We start from the raw sequence: 18,068 nt of genomic DNA, 5'->3' as shown, positions 1-18,068 counted from the left end.
TTTTTTGCTGACATGTTGGGACGTGACTAATCCCCAGTCCCTATTCCCCGTGTTTATCACTGCGACTCAGCAATTTAGCCACCTTATCCACCAGCGCCCGGCGTATGCCGCCCAGCTGTTTTTTCTCGTCCCCCTGCCAGGGCACAGGACGGCACAGGTCCATGGTTTGCAGGCCAAGGCGGGCGGTCAGCAAGCCGGCCCCCACGCCCTGCCCGGCCCGGGCCGATAGCCGGCCGGCCAGCTCCAGCCCCAGCAAGTCCATGCCGGCGTCCATGGCTGCTTCCGATACGCCTACATAGAGCATATGATGCAGCACGCTTTTCAGCAGCCGCAGCCGGCTCAGTGCGCCCAGGCGAATGCCGTAGCACTGAGTAATGTCTTCAATCATTTTCAGGTTGCGCCACAGCACCAGTAACATGTCTACCGCTGCCAGGGGGCTGGCCGCCACCATCACCGCCGCCTCACCGGACCACTTCAGTACCCTGGCTCTGGCCTGCCGGTCCTGTGTGGCCAGCACCTGCCGGCTGTAAAGGCTCAGCACTTCGTTGTTCTGCTCGTCACCGGTCAGCCCTGCCTGCCATTTGGCAAAGGCATCGCTGTGCTCCAGGCCGCTGGCCCGGGCCAGCTGTTCACAGAAACCCTTGGCCTGACCATGGCCGTCTGTGCTTAACAACTGCTCGGCCTGCAACCGTTGTTGTGATACCCGCTCCAGCTGGCGCACCCGCACCAGCTCGCGCCACAGACTGCCACCGGCGGCCAGCGCCAGCAGCAAGAGTGCCACACTCCAGGCCGCCCCCAGCCACTGGCTTTCCTGCCAGGTCTGCCACAAAGAAATGCCCGAATGCACCAGCAGCAGAGTGATGATCAGACTGACCGCAGTCCACCACAGCCGGTGCCGGCGTTTGGGTTGCAGCACCACGGCCGGGCCCTCGAGTGGCGCATCGGCTTCCAGAAAATCGTCATCGTTAAGTGTCTGGCTGCCCCGCAGCGGCTCGCTTTGGTTGGTATTCAGGGGCTGGTCAAGGATCACTTTGCTCTTCAGGCTCACGTGAGTTTGTCTCCCAGTAAAAAGGCCAGCGCCCGATCCAGGCGCAAATGAGGCAGCGGTTGCTCCGGCTGCCAGGGCGGCGGCGCAAAACCGGTAAAGTCAAAGCCCTGGTGTTGCCAAAAGGCTGCGTCGGGCACAGTGTCTGGCACCTCGCCCGGATACAGGGTCACCGGCTCGCCGTTATCCAGCCGGTGGCCCTGCAGGGCGGGAATGGCCTCACCGTTATGGCTTACTTCTCCGCTAGTGGTGGCCTTGATCGAGGCCAGCGCCAGGGTTTCTATATCGATGCCGGACAAGCGGGCATGACGGTGGCCGCCGCGCACCAGTGTGGCCAGCAACCGGGTTAAACGGCCATGCTGATCCGGCGTGAGATGATCCGCCTTGGTGGCGGCAAACAGCAGCTTGTCGATGCGCGGCGCAAACAGCCGCCGCCACCAGCCGGTTTTGCCGTAATCAAAGCTCTGCACAATGGCGTTTATCGCCCGGCTCAGATCGGCAAAGCTGTCGGGGCCGTGGTTCAGGGCACTCAGGCAGTCCACCAGTACTATCTGGCGATCAAAGCCGGCAAAATGATCCCGGTAAAAGCCGGCTACCAGATGTTTTTTATAATGCTCAAAACGGGTTTCCATCATGCCGTAATGGTGCTGCTCGTTCAGCCCTGCCGGCACCTCACCCCACACCCAGGGCACAAACTGCAGCATGGGCGCACCCTGATATTCACCGGGCAGAATAAAGCGGCCGGGCTGCACCAGATAGGCTCCGCATTCGCGCTTGATGTCGTGCAGCCACTGAGTGTAAGCCGCCGCCAGCGGGCCCAGTACGGCGTCATCGGCGGGGCTGTCGGGGGCAATGGCTTCGCCGGCACTCAGCCAGCCTTGTGCCAGCCCGGCCAGCGCCGGCGTTTGCAGCAGCGCACGCTGCTGGGCGCTCCATTGAGCGTAGTTCATGGACAGCAAGGGCAAATCAAGCAGCCATTCACCGGGGTAATCCACCAGCTCAAGATACAGGGTAGCGGTATCCTGCAGCCGGCGTTTAATCCGGTTTCTGGGGCAATAACGAATGGCCAGGGTCATTTCACTGATGCCGCGGGTGGGCTCGGGCCACACCGGCGGCGTTTGCGCCAGCTGGCCAAGCGCTGCCTCATAACCAAAGGCCGGCACATGATGATGCCGGCCCGGCACCCGCTGGCTGCCCAGCACCCGTCCCTCTGCCGCCGGCGGCCAGTGCGGCAGCCGGGCGTCCAGCCCGGCGTGCTCAAGCTGATTTACCAGGCTGGTAATAAAAGCGGTTTTACCACTGCGGCTGAGCCCGGTCACGGCAAGCCGCAGGCGCTTGTCCAGCCCCCGCTGCACCCAGGACTCCGCCTTGTTGCGCCACTGGCGCAGAGCTGTATTGCTCATTTATCCTCGCGCAAGTCGTTAAATTGTCGTCGCAGACGAAACTCACCGGAAGTAATTAACCGCTCCATGGTGGCCACCCGGCCATTCAGCCGCTCCAGCCGCTGCTCCAGCCGGGTCAGCGCCTCCTGGGGGGCCAGCCCCGAGCGCCAGCCGGCGGATTTGACATGCTCTCTGCCGGTATCGGGCTGCTGCTCATGAGGCATATCATCCAGCAGCAGCCAGGCGGCAATATAAAGTACCAGTGTCATAAAGCTGGTAAACAGCAAACCGGTAATGGCCAGCACGCGAATCAGCCAGGGTTCCACTTCCAGCCGGCGGGCAATGCCGGCGCACACGCCTCCCAGCTTGCCGTTGCGTTTGTCGCGGTACAGATTAATTAACGTCGACGCCATTCGGGCACCTCCTGATCCAGCAACCGCTCCAGGGTTTCTACCCGCTCGGCCAGCTGTTCGGACTGTTGCAGCGCCTTGTCGAGGCGCTGACGGGCATTGTCGTCCAACCCTTCATCGAGCCGGCGCTTGCTGCGATAGTGCAGCACCAGCCACACCGGCACCACCAGAAACAAAAAGATATTTAACGGGGCCACCAGGGCCCAGGCCAGTTCGCTCATCACTGCTCCTTGGTGTTATTCATTTTCGCCTTGAGCCGTTCCAGCTCCTTGCTGATGGTGTCGTCCACTTCCAGCTCGGCAAACTCCTGCTCCAGCCCCTTGCTCTGACTATAAAGGTCGGCGCGGGCTTCCAGCTCGTCAATTTTGCGCTCCATGCGATTAAATTTGTCGATGGCTTCCGAGTTTTCGCTGCGACGCACCCGCTCTTGCACATTAATGCGGCTTTGGGCACTTTGCTGGCGCAGCTGCATGGCCTGCTGGCGCGCACGGGCATCACCCAGTTTGGCTTCCAGCCGGCTGATGGCATCGGTCAGTTTGGCCATGCTTTCTTCCACCAGGCCGCATTCCTGCTCCAGAGCGGTGAGCAGCTCGCTCTGCTTTTTCTTTTCCAGCAGCGCGGCCCGGGCCAGATCTTCCCGCTGCTTGGTCAGCGCCAGCTCGGCCTTGCCCTGCCACTCCTCCACCCGCTCGCGATGGCACTCAATCTGGCGCTGCAAGTCCTTTTTCTCGGCCAGCATGCGGGCCAGGCTGGAGCGCTCGCGTACCAGCTCGTCTTCCATCTCCTGAATGATCAGCCGCACCATTTTTTCCGGGTCTTCTGCCTTGTCGAGCAGCGAGTTGAGGTTGGCATTAATAATATCGGCCATTCTTGAAAAGATGCTCATTGCCTGTCTCCTGTGGAGTATTGATAACAGACTTTACCTATCAAGTTCCGTGCCAGCCATCAAAACGAGAGTAACACTCTGTTTTTAAACATAAATTACTTTCCACACAAATGTGACGCCTGGCAGAAAATGGTTAAAAAGGCTATTATTTGGCAAATTTCGCCGCGTGTATATTAAGTGGCCTCTGCAGATCCGGCTTTTGGCTTGCCCCAATAAATTGGGGCCTACAGTGGGCAGTCATTCCGGCCTTCACCGGAATGACTGCATAAAGGCATAAAGGCAGTAAAAATATGAATAACGAACTGATTGGTCAGTCCAACGCCCTGCTGGAGGTACTGGATGAAGTTTCCCGGCTGGCACCGTTAAACCGGCCTGTGCTGGTGGTGGGCGAGCGCGGCACCGGCAAGGAGCTGGTGGCGCACCGGCTGCATTATCTCTCTGCCCGCTGGCAGCAGCCCTTTGTGTCCATCAACTGCGCCACCCTGGCAGAAAGCCTGCTGGAAACCGAGCTGTTCGGCCATGAGGCCGGTGCCTTTACCGGCGCACAAAAGCGCCATGTGGGCCGCTTTGAGCGGGCCGACGGCGGCACCCTGTTTTTGGATGAGCTGGCCACCACCAGTCCTCGCGTGCAGGAAAAGCTGCTCAGAGTCATTGAATACGGCGAATTTGAACGGGTGGGCGGCAACCAGCCGGTGCGGGTCAATGTGCGTTTACTGTGCGCCACCAATCAGGACTTGCCCGCTCTGGTCAAAAAAGGCGAGTTCCGGGCCGATCTGCTTGATAGACTGGCCTTTGATGTGATTACATTGCCGCCCCTGCGGGCCCGTGATGGGGATCTGCTGCATCTGGCCGAGCACTTTGCGGTAACATGGTGCGCCGAGCTGGGCCACAGCCTGTTTGCCGGCTTTGGCCCCCTTGCCCGCCGCCAGCTGCTGGAATATCACTGGCCGGGCAATGTGCGCGAGCTGAAAAGCGCGGTAGAGCGCAGCCTGTGTCGCCAGCGCCAGCCTGAACAGCCGCTGGAGCAATTATGCCTGGATCCCTTTGCCTCGCCCTGGCAGCCAAAGGCTGAACCAGAACCGGATCCCGCTCCGGCACGCCGGTGGCCGCTGGATTTAAAAGCGCACCTGGCCACCGAAGAGCGCAGCCTGGTGGAAGAGGCGCTGAAGCAGGCCCGTTATCATCAGCGAGAAGCCGCCAGTCTGCTGGGGCTGAGTTATCATCAGTTGCGTGGTTTGCTGCGCAAACATGCCGTGGTCACAACGGCCTCACAAAAGGACTGAACATGCGTTACTGGCTATGCTGGCTGATTGCCCTGCTGCTGGCAGGATGTGATGACAGTGACCAACAACTGGTAAAGGAAAGCCTGCTTTACTGTGCAGAAGGTGCGCCTTTTACCTTTAACCCGCAACTGGCCGCGTCCACTCAGACTCTGGATGCCACCGCTCATCAGCTTTACGACCGCCTGCTTGATATCAACCCCGACAACCTGCAACCCATGCCGGCCCTGGCCACTCACTGGGAACGAAGCGAAGACGGCCTGCACTATCGCTTTACCCTGCGCCCGGGGGTTCAGTTTCACACCACGCGCTGGTTCACCCCCACGCGGCCACTGAATGCCGACGATGTAGTGTTCAGCTATCAGCGGCTGATCAATAACAATCATCCTTTTCACAGCCTCAGCGGCGGCCATTACCCGTTTTTCGACAGCATAGGCCTGAGTGAACTGGTCACCGACGTGCGGGCCCTTGGCCCGCGGCAAGTTGAATTTGTGCTGAGCCGGCCCAATGCCTCTTTTATTACCAGTCTGGCTACCGACTATGGCGTAATTTTGTCGGCAGAATATGCCGCTCAGCTGCTTGAAGCCGGCACGCCCGAGCTGATAGATCAGAAGCCCGTGGGCACAGGGCCTTTTTATCTGGCCCAGTACCGCATCGACGACTTTATTCGTTATTACCGCCATTCAGGCTACTGGCGGGGCAATGTGGCGCTGAATCAGCTGGTGTTTGATATCACACCCAAATCGTCCAAACGGCTGGCCAAGCTGCTTACCGGCGAGTGCGATGTGATGGCGCATCCGGGGGCCAGTCAGATATCAGTGATTAAGCAGCACAAAGAGTTGGTGCTGGATCAGGCCACCGGTATGAATGTGTCTGTGCTGGCGCTGAACACCCAAAAAGCCCCCTTTAATGATGTGCGGGTGCGTAAGGCGCTGGCCCTGGCGCTGTCGCGCGATGATATTTTGCAGGCGGTATATTTTGGTATCGGCTCTCAGGCCGAGTCGGTGCTGCCACCGGTATCCTGGGGTTATGATCCCAATATTTTAATGCCTCTGCCCGATGCAGAGCGCGCCCGCTGGCTGCTGGAACAGGCAGGCCTGCAAAACGGCTTTACCATGACGCTGCTGGTGCCGGCCGGCAGTCGCAGCTATAACCCCGACGGCCTGAAAACCGGCCAGCTTATTCAGCGCCGGCTGGGGGAGCTGGGCATTACCGTGCGGCTGCAAAACCTGGAAGAGCAAATTTTGCGCCGGGAGCTGCAGACCGGTGAGCAGGATGCGGTGCTCACCGGCTGGTCGGCGGATAACCCGGATCCCGACAATATGCTGCATAACCTGCTCAGCTGTCAGGCCATTGCCGGTGGCACCAATGCCAGCCGCTGGTGTAACCCGCTGTTTGAACATCAGTTGTCGGCCGCGCTTACTGCCCCCACCTTAAGCCAGCGCATCGGCTTTTATCACAACGCTCAGGAAATTGTGTATCAGGATATGCCGCTTATTCCCCTTAATCACACCCTCAAGCTGCAGGCTCACCGGCACAATGTAAAAGGCCTGCAACTGCAGCCCTATGGCGGCGTGGTGCTTTACCGGGCATACAAGGAGTAGCCATGCTGATTTACTTGCTGCGACGTTTAAACCTGCTGATAAGCACACTGGTGTTGCTGACGCTGATTGCCTACGGGCTGGAGTTCCGGCTGCAGCAGCAGGGCGACAACGATTTCTGGCACGGCTACTGGCGTTTTTTACAGGCACTGATGGCAGGTGATTTCGGCATTTCCAGTGCCACCGGCCTGCCGGTGCTGGGGGCACTGGGGCAGTATTTTCCCGCCACCCTGGAGCTGTGTCTGGCCGCCTTTATTATCTCGCTGGCAGTGGGGGTCCCCCTGGGCACACTGGCGGCCATTCGTCAGGGCCGCTGGCAGGATACCCTGATCATGACCGGCACTTTGGTGGGCTATTCGGTACCGGTGTTCTGGCTGGGGCTGCTGCTGGTCATGCTGTTTTCCCTGCATCTGGGCTGGTTGCCGGTATCGGGTCAGCTCAGCCTGCTGTATGAAATTCGCCCGGTCACCGGCATCATGACCATAGACACACTGCTCACCGAGCATCCTCACCGCTGGGAGTCGTTTCTCAATGCCCTGCGCCATCTGGTGCTGCCGGCACTGGTGCTGTCCATCGTGCCCACCACCGAAGTGATTCGCCAAATTCGCAGCGCCCTGCTGGAAGTGCTGAAGCAAAACTATATTCGTGCCGCCCTGACCAAGGGCTTCAGCGACACCCATGTGGTGCTGCGCCACGGCCTGCGCAATGCCTTTCCTATGGCCATTCCCACCCTGGGGCTGCAGTTCGGTACTGTGCTGACCTCGGCCATGATGACCGAAATTGTATTTGACTGGCCCGGGCTGGGACGCTGGCTGGTTACCAGTATTTCCCTGCAGGACTATGCCGCCATCAAGGGCGGCACCCTGGCCATTGCTACCTTTACCATAGTGGCCAGTGTGGGCATGGATATTCTCTCTACCCTGATCTACCCCAGCAGAAGGAAAGCCATTTATGCCAGCCAGGGCTAACATCTATCCCGAGCTGCAGGTGCGCTCCCCCCGGGAGCGGGCCTGGCAGCTGTTTCGCCAGAACACTCTGGCCATGATCGGCCTGTGGGGGTTGGGTATTTTATGCGTCTTTACTCTTATCGGCCCCTGGCTGGCACCTTATGCCCCTTACGAGCAGTTCAGTCAGGTACTGCTGCTGCCACCGTCCTGGTCTGATCATGGTAATGTAGACTTTTTTCTCGGCACCGACGATCTGGGCCGGGACATGCTGTCACGGCTGATCAATGGTGCCCGGCTGACCTTTGGCAATGCGGTATTGATTGTTGCCGTGGCCATGCTGTTCGGTACTGCCATCGGTATTCTCGGCGGCATGAGCCGGGGCCTGAAGGCCAGCATTCTCAATCATCTGCTCGATACCCTTTTGTCCATTCCGTCTTTGCTGCTGGCCATTATTTTTGTGGCCATTCTGGGGCCGGGTCTGTTCAACACGCTTATCGCCATTACCCTGGCCCTGATCCCGCAATATATTCGCGCCACCTACAATGCGGTGTCGGAAGAAATGCAAAAGGAATATATCACCGCCATTCGTCTCGACGGAGCCAACGCCTGGCGCATTCTGCGCTTTGGCATAGTGCCCAACTTAAGCGATACCCTGATAAGCCAGACCACACGGGCACTGTCGGCGGCCATTCTGGATATTACCGCCGTGGGCTTTCTTGGGCTGGGTGCCCAGCCGCCAAGGCCGGAGTGGGGAGCCATGTTGTCGGATGCCATGGATCTGGTGTTTCTGGCTCCCTGGACCGTGACATTGCCGGGGCTGGCCATACTGTTCAGTGTGCTGGTGGTCAATATGGTGGGAGAAGGCCTGCGCCAGGCCATTAATGAGGTAATGGACTGATGCCGCTGCTGGATATTCGCAATCTTACCATTGAAATTGATACGCCTCAGGGTATGGTCAAGGCGGTAGATAAATTCAGCCTTACCCTGGCCCATGGCGAAATTCGTGGTCTGGTGGGCGAGTCGGGCTCAGGCAAGAGCCTGGTGGCCCAGACCATCGCCGGCATCGACAGAGACACCTGGCGGGTGACCGCCGATCGCATGTATCTGGATAACGTGGATCTGCAGAGTCTGTCGTCCAAAGAGCGCCGCTTGCTGATGGGCCGGGACATGGCCATGATTTTTCAGGAGCCGGCCGCCAGCCTGGATCCGTCCGAAAAAATTGGTGCCCAGCTGGTAGAAGCCATTCCGTCCCGCAGTTTTCGCGGCAAATGGTGGCAGCGCTGGCACTGGCGGCGCAATCAGGCCATTGGCCTGCTGCACCGGGTGGGTATTCGGGATCATAAAATGATCATGAACGCCTATCCGTTTCAGCTCTCCGATGGCGAATGCCAGAAGGTAATGATTGCCATGGCCATTGCCAACGAGCCCAAACTGCTGGTGGCCGACGAGCCCACCAACGCCATGGAGGCCACCAATCAGGCACAGATATTCCGGCTGCTGGAACGAGTGAACAAACTCTCGGGCACCACCATTTTGCTGATTGGCAACGACATCACCAGCTTTGCTCAGCTCACTCACAATATTACCGTCATGTATTGCGGTCAGGCGGTAGAGTCGGGCCCGCGGGATCAATTATTGTCCCGGCCTCATCATCCTTATACCGATGCCCTGCTGCGCATGATGCCGGATCTGGATGGCACCCTGCCCCACAAGTCCCGGCTCAATACTCTGCCCGGCGTGATTCCGCCGCTGCAGAGCCTGCCCATTGGCTGCCGGCTGGGGCCCCGCTGCCCCCGGGCCCAGCGCCACTGCGTGGTGGCCCCGCCCCTGTCGCGCTACAAGGGCCAGAGCTACTATTGCCACTTTCCTCTTAATATGCCGGAGGGCAAGAAGAAATGAGCCAGGCACCGCTGCTGAAGGTAGATAACCTGAGCAAGGTTTACGTGAACCATACCGGACTGTTTCGCAAGACAGTAAAAACTGCTTTCTATCCGTTGTCATTCACGCTGGAGCGGGGCCAGACCCTGGCGCTGATGGGCGATGCCGGCTCGGGTAAAAGCAGCCTGGCCAAGGTGCTGGCGGGGGTACTGCCGCCCACCCAGGGCAGCATTTTTATCAACGGCGAAAAAATTGAAGCCCATGACTATAAAAAGCGCTGTCAGCTTATTCGTATGATTTTTCAGGATCCCAACACGGCGCTTAACCCCCGCAGCCGCATTGGTCAGATCCTGGAAGCCCCGCTGTTACTGAACACAGCGCTTGATGCCGAACAGCGGGAAACCCTGATCATAGACACACTGCGCATGGTGGGCCTGCTGGCAGAGCACACTCACTTTTATCCGCAAATGTTTTCTACCGGACAAAAACAGCGGGTGGCCCTGGCACGGGCGCTGATCCTCTCCCCCAATATTATTGTGGCGGACGAGGCCATCTCCAACCTGGATATTTCGGTACGCTCGCAGATCATCAACCTGCTGCTGAGCCTGCAGGACGAGCTGGCGCTGTCTTATGTGCTGGTGGCCAACGATCTGGGGGTGGTACGCCATATCAGTGATCAGGTGATCCTGATGCACGAAGGCAATGTGGTGGAAGCGGGCCCCAGCCACAAGGTGCTGAACAACCCGCAAAGCGAGCAGGCAGAGCGCCTGCTGCAGAGTTATAACAACGAATACCGCTGGCAGCCAGCCACCGGTTAATCCAGGGTCTGCACCCCGCCACCGTTTACAAACAAAGTCTGGCCGCTCACCCAGCGAGAAATGGGTGCCGCAAAGTAGAGCACGGCACCGGCAATGTCTTCCGCCTCGCCCAGCCGCTTGAGCGGCGTGTGTGCCAGCATGCTGGCCTCAATTTCCGGGGTCAGCACCGAGGCCAGTGCATCGGTACGCACAGCTCCCGGGCCCACGGCGTTCACGCGAATGCCCGCTGGTCCGTAGTCAAAGGCCAGGTTGGCGGTCATATGGTTAATGGCAGCCTTGGACGAGGCATAGGCACTGATGGCCGGACTTTTGTTGATGGAGCTCATGGACGACATATTAATGATGGAGCCGTAGCCGGCGTTTTCCATGTGCGGCGCACACAGCTGGGCCAGCCGCCAGTTGCTGAACACATTCAGCTCAAAAGTGCGGGCAAACTGCTCCACCGTAAGGGTGGCAGGGCTTTCACGGCCGGCACCGCCGCCGCCCACATTGTTCACCAGAATATTAATTTGGCCGTATTCCGCCAGCGTCTTATCCACCAAGGCGACCAGCTCTTCGTCTTTGGTGACGTTGCAGGCCAGCGCCAGCGCCTTACCACCTTCCTTGCGAATTTCTTCTGCAGTGGCTTCAGCCGCTTCCAGCTTGAGATCCGCCACCACCACGCTGGCACCAAACGCCGCCAGCATTTTGCTGCAGCCCTTGCCAATGCCGTTGGCACCGCCGGTAATAATGGCCACTTTGCCGCTCAGATCAAATAATTCAGCAGGTTTCATATGTGCTCCTGTTATTGAGTTTTAACCGACATCAGATGATCGGCCACCGCCTGATAGGCCGGAAGTGAATAGGGATCGTTTGCCCCGTTGGCCGCCACCGGATGGGACGCAAAGCGCACCAGCACCATTTCCGCGGCGGGGTCGATATAAATGGTCTGACCATGTACGCCCCGGGCAGCAAAGGCACCATTATCGTTGTGGGTTATCCACCACATATTGCGATAGGACCAGTCTTTCAGCTTATCAAAACCGGCTTTGGCAAAGGCTGCCTGACTGCCCCCCCGTTCAATATCTTCAATGGCGGCAGCCGGAATAATCTGCTCTCCCTGCCAGCGCCCCTTATTGCGCACCAGCTCACCAAAGCGAGCCATATCCCGCAGGCCGGCACTCAGGCCACCGCCGGCAAAGGGCGTGCCCAGCTCATCTACCTGATAATAAGCGCTCTGCTCCATTCCCAGCCGTTGCCAGATACGCTGAGACAATTGTTCGGCCACCGACTGACCCGCTACCCGGGCAATTACCCAGCCGAGGGCGTCGCTGTTCACGGTTTTATAGCCAAAGGCATCACCATGCTCACCCTGCTTTTGTACGCCGGTCAGGTATTCAAAGTAGCCTACCGGGCCGGTATAGCCATCCGGCTTGGGCCAGGGGCTGCCGGCGGCGGAGTATTGCCATACTTCGGCATTGGGGTCGGCATAGTTTTCGCTGTATTGCAGCCCTGTGGTCATGTCCATTAACTGGCGCACTGTGGCATCACCAAAGGCCGACTCCGTCAGCTCCGGCACATAGTCCGCCACCCGCTTGTTCTCATCCAGCTTGCCTTCCGCCACCAGAATCGCCGCCAGCAAACCGGTAAACGACTTGGTCACCGACATGGCGGCATGCTGGCCATCTTCTTTCAGGGCACCAGCGTAGCGCTCATACACCACATCACCTCTGTGCAGAATAATGAGGCCATCGGTGTAGTTATGATCAAAGGCCTCGGCAAAGGTCATGGGCTGGTCACTGCCCCAGGGCATAAAGCGCAGGGTGTCGATAACCGGATCCGGACGATAATTCAGCGCCACCGGCGCTTCCAGCCCGCGCGACACATTCACTGTGGGTGAAAACTCGCGCATGTGCGCCACACTGTAACGCAGCGCCGGAAACTCGAAAAAAGAGCCGTCGGCAGCCCGCAGCCGCTTATCCGCAGGTGGCGGAAAACCCTGCATCCAGCCCAGCTTGCCGGGGTCGCTGTCTTCTGCCGACAGCGGTGTTTCTGCCGCCACTGCGGGCAAGACCAGTGCGGCACATAAAAGCCCCGCTGAATAAATGTGTCCGGTCATTATGTCTCTCCGAAAATACAAGCTTGTTCGGGTCAGTATAGACACAGCCACCCTTGAAACAGAACGCAAAGCGCTCATTTTGGGCAGGACGGAGAACGGAGGTAAATGGGCGGGAATGGGTGAAGAGCCCGGCATTATCGCCGGCTCTTTTCATCTTGGCGGCAAGCTGTCACAATACGCTCAATCTTGAGGGAGTAATCGTTCGGCACCCAGCCGAAACGGCTGTCAACAATCTCTGAGCAACAAGCTTATGGCAGTCGTGTCCGTTTTGGATTGATGAGACTCGAGACGCAACCACTCACCGGGCGGGGAGTGTTTACGTCTCGTGTGAATCGGTCCCGCCCTGAAGAGCCCCTTTATGAATGTGTTTAGCCCGTCAGTTTTTCTGTTTACCCCTGCCGATAGGGGGAGCTTGCCATGCTGATGTCTGTTGCAGCCATTGTATTAGGCCTTGCCGTGCTGGTGTGGAGTGCCGATCGTTTTGTGGACGGTGCCTCGGCCACGGCTCGTTATGCGGGTATGCCGCCGTTGCTGATTGGCATGGTGATAGTGGGTTTTGGTACCTCAGCACCGGAAATTGTGGTGTCGGTTATTTCCTCGCTGGAAGGTAATCCCGGGCTGGCACTGGGCAATGCTTATGGCTCCAATATTGCCAATATTGGTCTTATTCTGGGGATAACAGCACTGATCAGCCCTATTGCCGTGCATTCTCAGGTGCTGCGCAAGGAGCTGCCCATTTTGCTGCTGATCACCCTGCTGTCGCTCAGTTTACTGTGGAACGGTATGCTGGCGCGCACTGACGCCATGATGTTGCTGGTGGTGTTTGTGTTGCTGATGGCCTGGAGTATTCGCCAGGGGCTGCAAAGCGGTAAAGACAGCCTGGCCGCAGAGCATGAAAAGGAGCTGGACGAAAATCTGATGAGCCTGAAAATGGCAATTTTCTGGCTGGTAGCCGGCCTGATACTGCTGATTGTGAGCTCCCGCTTTCTGGTATGGGGGGCGGTGAATGTGGCACAGGCCTTTGGGGTGAGTGACTTGATCATTGGCCTGACCATTGTTGCCATTGGGACGTCACTTCCCGAGCTGGCATCGTCCATTGCCGCCATTCGCAAAAATGAGCACGATCTGGCACTGGGTAACGTGATTGGCTCCAACCTGTTCAATACTCTGGCAGTCGTGGGCCTGGCCGGTGTCATTCATCCGCTGGAAGTGATGCCGGAAGTGATCACCCGTGACTTTGTGGTAATGATAGTGCTGACACTGTCGGTATTTGTGCTTGGGTTCGGTCTCAAGGGCCGGCAGGGCCGGATTAACCGGCTGGAAGGGGCCTTTTTGCTGGCCGTGTATGTGGCTTATTCCGGCTGGCTGGCCAGCAGTGTGATAAGCGCGTAAAAATAGGTAAAGCAGCCTTAACGTCATTCCGGTACTGAATCCAGTTCTGCATGAAATTGAGTATGACGCAGAAAAACAGGCTCTATGTGATGGGACTCCGGGGCAAGCCCGGAGTGACTTGACACTTATATTGCGCGCCATTCCCCACTCCCTGCTCGTCAGAGACTGGGAAAAGTAAAGTCGGAGGCCTGATGGCTGGCCCGCTCCGGCCACTTTTGGGTAATGGTTTTGCGCCGGGTATAAAAACGCACCGCATCCGGGCCGTAGGCGGCCAGGTCACCAAACAAAGAGCGCTTCCAGCCGCCAAAGCTGTGGTAAGCAACCGGCACCGGCAGGGGTACATTAATGCCCACCATGCCCACTTCAATTTGATCCCCAAACAGGCGGGCCGCTTCACCATCGCGCGTAAACAAACAGGTGCCGTTGCCATATTCATGAGCATTAACCAGATCTATGGCCTCTTCCAGGCTGTTAACCCGCACCACACACAGCACAGGGCCAAAAATTTCTTCCCGGTAAATGCGCATCTCGGGCGTCACCCGATCAAACAGACAACCACCGATAAAATAACCATTTTCATGGCCCGCCACGGTCACACCCCGGCCGTCCACTGCCAGCTCTGCCCCAGCCTGAATGCCGTCTTCTATATAGCCGGTAATTTTATCGAGATGCTCTTTGCTTATTACCGGCCCCATATCGTGCCCCCGCTCTGTGCCCGGGCCTATGTTCAGCGCTTTAATCTTATGGCTCAGCTTTTCGGTAAGCGCATCCGCCACCGCATCCCCTACACACACCGCCACCGAAATGGCCATGCAGCGCTCACCACAAGAGCCATAGGCTGCCCCCATCAGGGCATTGACCGCATTATCCAGATCCGCATCCGGCAGCAGCACCGCATGGTTTTTGGCCCCGCCCAGCGCCTGCACCCGCTTGCCGTTGGCGCTTCCCTTGGCATAAATATGCTCCGCCACCGGGGTGGAGCCAACAAAGCTGATGGCTTTAACATCTTTGTGCTCCAGCAACGCATTTACCGCATCACGCCCCCCCTGCACCACGTTAATCACACCTTTGGGCAGGCCGGCCTCTTCCAGCAATGCGGCAATCAGCAACGAAGAAGACGGATCTTTTTCCGAGGGTTTAAGCACAAAGCAGTTACCGCAGGCAATGGCCATGGGAAACATCCACAACGGCACCATGGCCGGAAAGTTAAACGGCGTAATGCCCGCCACCACGCCCAGCGGCTGAAAATCGGACCAGGCGTCAATGTCCGGCCCCACATTACGGGTGTATTCCCCTTTTAGCAGGCCGGGCACACCACAGGCATATTCCACGTTTTCCATGCCCCGCTGCAGCTCACCCCGGGCATCTTCCAGGGTTTTGCCATGCTCTTCAGCAATCAGCCGGCAAATATCATCCGCCCGCTCTTCCAGCAGCTGCAAATAGCGAAACATGACTCTGGCACGCTTGGCCGGCGGTGTATCGCGCCAGGCCGGAAATGCCGCTTTCGCCGCCGCCACCGCCTGGCTCACCGTATTGACATCGGCCATGGCCAGCTGTGCACACACCTCCCCCGTGGCCGGATTGAAAACGTCCTGAGTGTGCTCGCTTATGTGCCGTTCGCCGTTGATCAGATGAGGAATGGTGTTCATGGAAAATCCTTGTTTTGAGTTCGATTCAAATCAATACGCCCGCTACCGCATTAAACAGCTGCTCCAGCTGGTCGGGGGTAGAGATAAAGGGCGGGCCAAATTGCAGGGTATCGCCGCCAAAGCGCACGTAATAACCCGCCTGCCACAGCTGTATTGCCAGCTCCATGGGCCGGCGCGCCGGTTCGCCCGGGTAAGGTGCCAGCTGCACCGCACCAGCCAGGCCGCAGTTACGAATATCAACCACATGAGGCAGCCCCTTGAGCCTGTGTATCTGCTCCTCAAATGTGGGCATAAGCTGTTTCACCCGGGCGGGCATGTCTTCTTCAGTCAGCACACTCAACGACGCCATGGCCGCAGCACAGGCCACCGGATGGCCGGAATAGGTATAACCGTGGGCAAACTCCACCATATAGCCCGGCCCGGGCTGCTCCATAAAGGCCTGATAAATATGCTCTTTGGCAATGACGGCACCCATAGGCACCACGCCGTTGGTCAGCTGTTTGGCCAGGTTCATGATATCGGGCACCACGCCAAAGAAGCCGGCACCAAACATCTCGCCCATGCGGCCAAAACCGGTGATCACTTCATCAAATATCAGCAAAATGTCGTGTTCATCGCAGAGTGTGCGCAGCCGCTGCAAATAGCCCACCGGCGGCACTATGACTCCCGCCGAGCCCGACATGGGCTCCACGATGACGGCGGCAATGTTTGAGGCATCATTCAGTTCAATCAGTTGCAGCAGCACATCGGCCAGCTCAGCCCCCTGCTCCGGCTGGCCACGGCTGAAGGCGTTTTCCTTCAGCAGGGTATGAGGCAGATGATCCGCATCCAGCAGCTGGCCATAATGTTTGCGGTTGGGGCCCATGCCGCCCAGGCTGGTGCCACCCATATTCACACCATGATAGCCCTTGGCGCGGCCAATCAGCCGGGTTTTCTCCGGCTTGCCTTTGGCGCGCCAATAAGCCCGCGCCATTTTCAGGGCGGTGTCGGCACATTCCGAGCCGGAGTTGGTAAAAAACACGCGGTTCAAGTCTGCCGGTGCCATGGCTGCCAGCTTCTCCGCCAGCTCAAAAGCCAGCGGATGCCCGGTCTGAAAACCGGGAGCATAGTCCAGGGTATGCAGCTGCTGATGAATAGCCTCAATGATTTTGGGGTGCTGATGGCCCAAGCCGGTGCACCAGAGCCCCGAGAGGCTGTCGAACAAGCGGCGGCCATCCACATCGGTAAAATAAGCACCCTCGGCCCCGGCCACCAGCCGGGGGGCTGCCTTAAAGGCCCGGTTACCGGTAAAAGGCATCCAGAATGCATCCAGGTTCAGCTGCTCACTCAGCTGCGGTTTGCTGACGATATTTGCCATGGTATTCATCACCACCTCATCCATTCATTCTGAACTTATCTTTGCTGCCGGTATTGTTGGGATTCGCTTCGCTCATCCGCAACCTACGCCAGAGCCAGGACCGATGAAATAGGTTGGGACGAGTCCCAACCTTCCGGCCGGCTGACAACGCCGATATTGCACGAAGCAGCAGTGGGGATTGCCGAAGCCGACCATTAAATGCCATGTATGGCATTTTCGAGCGACCCATGGAGGGGCTTGAAGCGTGTCGGCGTAGTGCAACCGCACTGATGCTTCGCCCTTAGCTCCGTGCCCTTATCTTGGTTGCAGTTACACACTTGTTAAATATAAACTTTGTGAACCTCAGTTAAGGGAATGCTGAACCAATGGCAAATATAAAAACACTGGGTCAAATCAGCGATTTTGAGCTCAAACTGCTTCGGGTGTTTCGCACCGTGGCGGCCTGTGGCGGCTTTGCTGCCGCCGAGGTGGCGCTGGGCATCAGCCGGGCGGCCATCAGCATGCAAATGGCGGATCTGGAAAAGCGGCTGCAGGTAAAGCTGTGTCAACGCGGGCGCGCCGGCTTTGCCCTGACCGATGAAGGAAAACGGGTGCTGGAAGCCAGCGACCGGCTGTTTGGCGCGGTGGAGTACTTCAGGGCCGAGCTGAACGATCTGCACCGGCACTTGCGGGGCACTCTGATCATTGGCATTACCGACAACCTGGTGTCTCATCCGGGCATGAAAATTACCCATGGCCTGGCCGCCCTCAAGGCCAAAGGCCCGGAGGTGCACATTGATCTGCGTATGCAACCGTCCGACGACATAGAAATGGGCGTGCTCGACGGCCGGCTTAATGTGGGTGTGATCCCTCAGGTCAGGGAGCTGCCGGGGCTGCATTACTCCCCGCTTTATGAAGAAAGCAACTGGCTTTATTGCGCCGATTCACATCCCTTGTTCAATGCTCAAAACATCAATACCGAAGGTCATGAAGTGGTGCAGCCGCGCTTTCAGCAGGCAGCCGAGGCCGCAGCCCTCTATGCAGGGCACACCACGGGTGCCCATGCCAACGATCGGGAAGGTATTTTATTTCTGGTGCTGACCGGTTGTTATCTGGGCTATCTGCCCGAGCACTATGCCGCCCCCTGGGTGGCCGCCGGCCGGCTGAGACCCTTGCAACCGGGCTTTACCACCCGCTTTTGCGTCATTACCGCCCGCAGCCGGCGCAGCAACCTGGTAGTCGATACTTTTCTCGCAACGCTCTAGACATCACATGCAGCCAAGTTTGCCGGGAGTAAATCCCGGACTACAAACCACGCCAAACAACCGCTGGCTTTATTGATCCAG

At 58.2% G+C, this 18,068-nt stretch carries 17 protein-coding genes; 8 read left to right on the top strand and 9 right to left on the bottom strand.

Translation table 11 applies throughout. From position 1 onward, the window contains the following. Nucleotides 1-40: 40 nt before the first annotated feature. Genes N2M06_RS05515 through pspA form a run of 5 tightly spaced genes read right to left on the bottom strand, consistent with a single transcriptional unit; the run spans nt 41 to nt 3,723 of the window. A complete protein-coding gene (locus N2M06_RS05515) occupies nt 41-1,048 on the bottom strand; it encodes a TIGR01620 family protein (protein WP_346351863.1) in 1,008 nt (335 codons plus the stop codon). After that, complete coding sequence (locus N2M06_RS05510; RefSeq protein ID WP_346351862.1) at nt 1,045-2,448, bottom strand: YcjX family protein; 1,404 nt, start codon at nt 2,446-2,448, stop codon at nt 1,045-1,047. Before N2M06_RS05510 ends, N2M06_RS05515 begins: the two co-directional genes overlap by 4 nt. Next, nucleotides 2,445-2,840, bottom strand: a complete 396-nt coding sequence (pspC, locus tag N2M06_RS05505; protein WP_317074789.1) for an envelope stress response membrane protein PspC — start codon at nt 2,838-2,840, stop codon at nt 2,445-2,447. The genes N2M06_RS05510 and pspC overlap by 4 nt, the downstream gene beginning before the upstream one ends. Beyond that, the gene (pspB, locus tag N2M06_RS05500; RefSeq protein WP_019934152.1) at nt 2,825-3,058 is read right to left on the bottom strand and encodes an envelope stress response membrane protein PspB; all 234 of its coding nucleotides are present in this window, start codon (nt 3,056-3,058) and stop codon (nt 2,825-2,827) included. The genes pspC and pspB overlap by 16 nt, the downstream gene beginning before the upstream one ends. Then, a complete protein-coding gene (pspA, locus tag N2M06_RS05495; protein WP_346351861.1) occupies nt 3,058-3,723 on the bottom strand; it encodes a phage shock protein PspA in 666 nt (221 codons plus the stop codon). Before pspA ends, pspB begins: the two co-directional genes overlap by 1 nt. Before the next feature lie 290 nt (nt 3,724-4,013). Between pspA and pspF the strand changes: the two genes are divergently transcribed. Genes pspF through N2M06_RS05465 form a run of 6 tightly spaced genes read left to right on the top strand, consistent with a single transcriptional unit; the run spans nt 4,014 to nt 10,247 of the window. Continuing rightward, a complete protein-coding gene (gene pspF, locus N2M06_RS05490) occupies nt 4,014-5,006 on the top strand; it encodes a phage shock protein operon transcriptional activator (protein ID WP_346351860.1) in 993 nt (330 codons plus the stop codon). Between the two features lie 2 nt (nt 5,007-5,008). Continuing rightward, nucleotides 5,009-6,607 (top strand): ABC transporter substrate-binding protein, encoded by a 1,599-nt coding sequence (locus N2M06_RS05485; protein WP_346351859.1) that lies wholly within the window; start codon nt 5,009-5,011, stop codon nt 6,605-6,607. Nucleotides 6,608-6,609: 2 nt separating this feature from the next. Continuing rightward, nucleotides 6,610-7,572, top strand: coding sequence for an ABC transporter permease subunit (locus N2M06_RS05480; protein ID WP_346351858.1), 963 nt, complete (start codon nt 6,610-6,612; stop codon nt 7,570-7,572). Then, nucleotides 7,556-8,449 carry a putrescine export ABC transporter permease SapC gene (sapC, locus tag N2M06_RS05475; protein ID WP_346351857.1) on the top strand — a complete coding sequence of 298 codons (894 nt, stop codon included), beginning with the start codon at nt 7,556-7,558 and terminating at the stop codon, nt 8,447-8,449. Before N2M06_RS05480 ends, sapC begins: the two co-directional genes overlap by 17 nt. After that, entirely contained in the window at nt 8,449-9,450 is a 1,002-nt protein-coding gene (locus N2M06_RS05470) for an oligopeptide/dipeptide ABC transporter ATP-binding protein (RefSeq protein WP_317074793.1), read from the top strand. Before sapC ends, N2M06_RS05470 begins: the two co-directional genes overlap by 1 nt. After that, complete coding sequence (locus N2M06_RS05465; protein WP_346351856.1) at nt 9,447-10,247, top strand: ATP-binding cassette domain-containing protein; 801 nt, start codon at nt 9,447-9,449, stop codon at nt 10,245-10,247. Before N2M06_RS05470 ends, N2M06_RS05465 begins: the two co-directional genes overlap by 4 nt. Here N2M06_RS05465 and N2M06_RS05460 read toward each other — a convergent pair. Both N2M06_RS05460 and N2M06_RS05455 read right to left on the bottom strand, forming a co-directional pair. Next, the gene (locus N2M06_RS05460; RefSeq protein ID WP_019934160.1) at nt 10,244-11,020 is read right to left on the bottom strand and encodes a glucose 1-dehydrogenase; all 777 of its coding nucleotides are present in this window, start codon (nt 11,018-11,020) and stop codon (nt 10,244-10,246) included. The two genes, N2M06_RS05465 and N2M06_RS05460, sit on opposite strands and share 4 nt — an antisense overlap. 11 nt (nt 11,021-11,031) lie before the next feature. Next, the gene (locus N2M06_RS05455; RefSeq protein WP_346351855.1) at nt 11,032-12,345 is read right to left on the bottom strand and encodes a serine hydrolase; all 1,314 of its coding nucleotides are present in this window, start codon (nt 12,343-12,345) and stop codon (nt 11,032-11,034) included. Nucleotides 12,346-12,762: 417 nt separating this feature from the next. Here N2M06_RS05455 and N2M06_RS05450 point away from each other — a divergent pair, with 417 nt between their 5' ends. After that, nucleotides 12,763-13,737 carry a calcium/sodium antiporter gene (locus N2M06_RS05450; RefSeq protein WP_019934162.1) on the top strand — a complete coding sequence of 325 codons (975 nt, stop codon included), beginning with the start codon at nt 12,763-12,765 and terminating at the stop codon, nt 13,735-13,737. Nucleotides 13,738-13,895: 158 nt separating this feature from the next. On the opposite strand, the gene N2M06_RS05445 is transcribed toward N2M06_RS05450, so the two are convergent. Together N2M06_RS05445 and N2M06_RS05440 are read right to left on the bottom strand one after the other, a co-directional pair. Beyond that, nucleotides 13,896-15,386, bottom strand: a complete 1,491-nt coding sequence (locus N2M06_RS05445) for a CoA-acylating methylmalonate-semialdehyde dehydrogenase (RefSeq protein ID WP_346351854.1) — start codon at nt 15,384-15,386, stop codon at nt 13,896-13,898. A 25-nt stretch (nt 15,387-15,411) separates the two neighbouring features. Further along, on the bottom strand, nt 15,412-16,752 hold the full coding sequence (locus N2M06_RS05440) for an aspartate aminotransferase family protein (RefSeq protein WP_346351853.1): 1,341 nt from the start codon (nt 16,750-16,752) through the stop codon (nt 15,412-15,414). A gap of 356 nt (nt 16,753-17,108) precedes the next feature. Between N2M06_RS05440 and N2M06_RS05435 the strand changes: the two genes are divergently transcribed. Next, complete coding sequence (locus N2M06_RS05435) at nt 17,109-17,987, top strand: LysR family transcriptional regulator (RefSeq protein WP_346351852.1); 879 nt, start codon at nt 17,109-17,111, stop codon at nt 17,985-17,987. Nucleotides 17,988-18,068 lie beyond the last annotated feature (81 nt).

Source organism: Oceanimonas sp. AH20CE76, from assembly GCF_039654065.1.
In the GTDB taxonomy this organism is placed as follows: Bacteria; Pseudomonadota; Gammaproteobacteria; order Enterobacterales; family Aeromonadaceae; genus Oceanimonas; species Oceanimonas smirnovii.
Note: the sequence above shows the minus strand (reverse complement) of the source record. Positions and strands in the feature narration are given on the sequence as shown.

What these genes read in the sequence shown, in the direction of transcription:
- N2M06_RS05510 (WP_346351862.1), bottom strand. Translation starts at nt 2,448, where the DNA reads ATGAGCAATACAGCTCTGCGCCAGTGGCGCAACAAGGCGGAGTCCTGG.
- pspC (WP_317074789.1), bottom strand. Translation starts at nt 2,840, where the DNA reads ATGGCGTCGACGTTAATTAATCTGTACCGCGACAAACGCAACGGCAAG.
- pspB (WP_019934152.1), bottom strand. Translation starts at nt 3,058, where the DNA reads ATGAGCGAACTGGCCTGGGCCCTGGTGGCCCCGTTAAATATCTTTTTG.
- pspA (WP_346351861.1), bottom strand. Translation starts at nt 3,723, where the DNA reads ATGAGCATCTTTTCAAGAATGGCCGATATTATTAATGCCAACCTCAAC.
- pspF (WP_346351860.1), top strand. Translation starts at nt 4,014, where the DNA reads ATGAATAACGAACTGATTGGTCAGTCCAACGCCCTGCTGGAGGTACTG.
- N2M06_RS05485 (WP_346351859.1), top strand. Translation starts at nt 5,009, where the DNA reads ATGCGTTACTGGCTATGCTGGCTGATTGCCCTGCTGCTGGCAGGATGT.
- N2M06_RS05480 (WP_346351858.1), top strand. Translation starts at nt 6,610, where the DNA reads ATGCTGATTTACTTGCTGCGACGTTTAAACCTGCTGATAAGCACACTG.
- sapC (WP_346351857.1), top strand. Translation starts at nt 7,556, where the DNA reads ATGCCAGCCAGGGCTAACATCTATCCCGAGCTGCAGGTGCGCTCCCCC.
- N2M06_RS05470 (WP_317074793.1), top strand. Translation starts at nt 8,449, where the DNA reads ATGCCGCTGCTGGATATTCGCAATCTTACCATTGAAATTGATACGCCT.
- N2M06_RS05465 (WP_346351856.1), top strand. Translation starts at nt 9,447, where the DNA reads ATGAGCCAGGCACCGCTGCTGAAGGTAGATAACCTGAGCAAGGTTTAC.
- N2M06_RS05460 (WP_019934160.1), bottom strand. Translation starts at nt 11,020, where the DNA reads ATGAAACCTGCTGAATTATTTGATCTGAGCGGCAAAGTGGCCATTATT.
- N2M06_RS05455 (WP_346351855.1), bottom strand. Translation starts at nt 12,345, where the DNA reads ATGACCGGACACATTTATTCAGCGGGGCTTTTATGTGCCGCACTGGTC.
- N2M06_RS05450 (WP_019934162.1), top strand. Translation starts at nt 12,763, where the DNA reads ATGCTGATGTCTGTTGCAGCCATTGTATTAGGCCTTGCCGTGCTGGTG.
- N2M06_RS05445 (WP_346351854.1), bottom strand. Translation starts at nt 15,386, where the DNA reads ATGAACACCATTCCTCATCTGATCAACGGCGAACGGCACATAAGCGAG.
- N2M06_RS05440 (WP_346351853.1), bottom strand. Translation starts at nt 16,752, where the DNA reads ATGAATACCATGGCAAATATCGTCAGCAAACCGCAGCTGAGTGAGCAG.
- N2M06_RS05435 (WP_346351852.1), top strand. Translation starts at nt 17,109, where the DNA reads ATGGCAAATATAAAAACACTGGGTCAAATCAGCGATTTTGAGCTCAAA.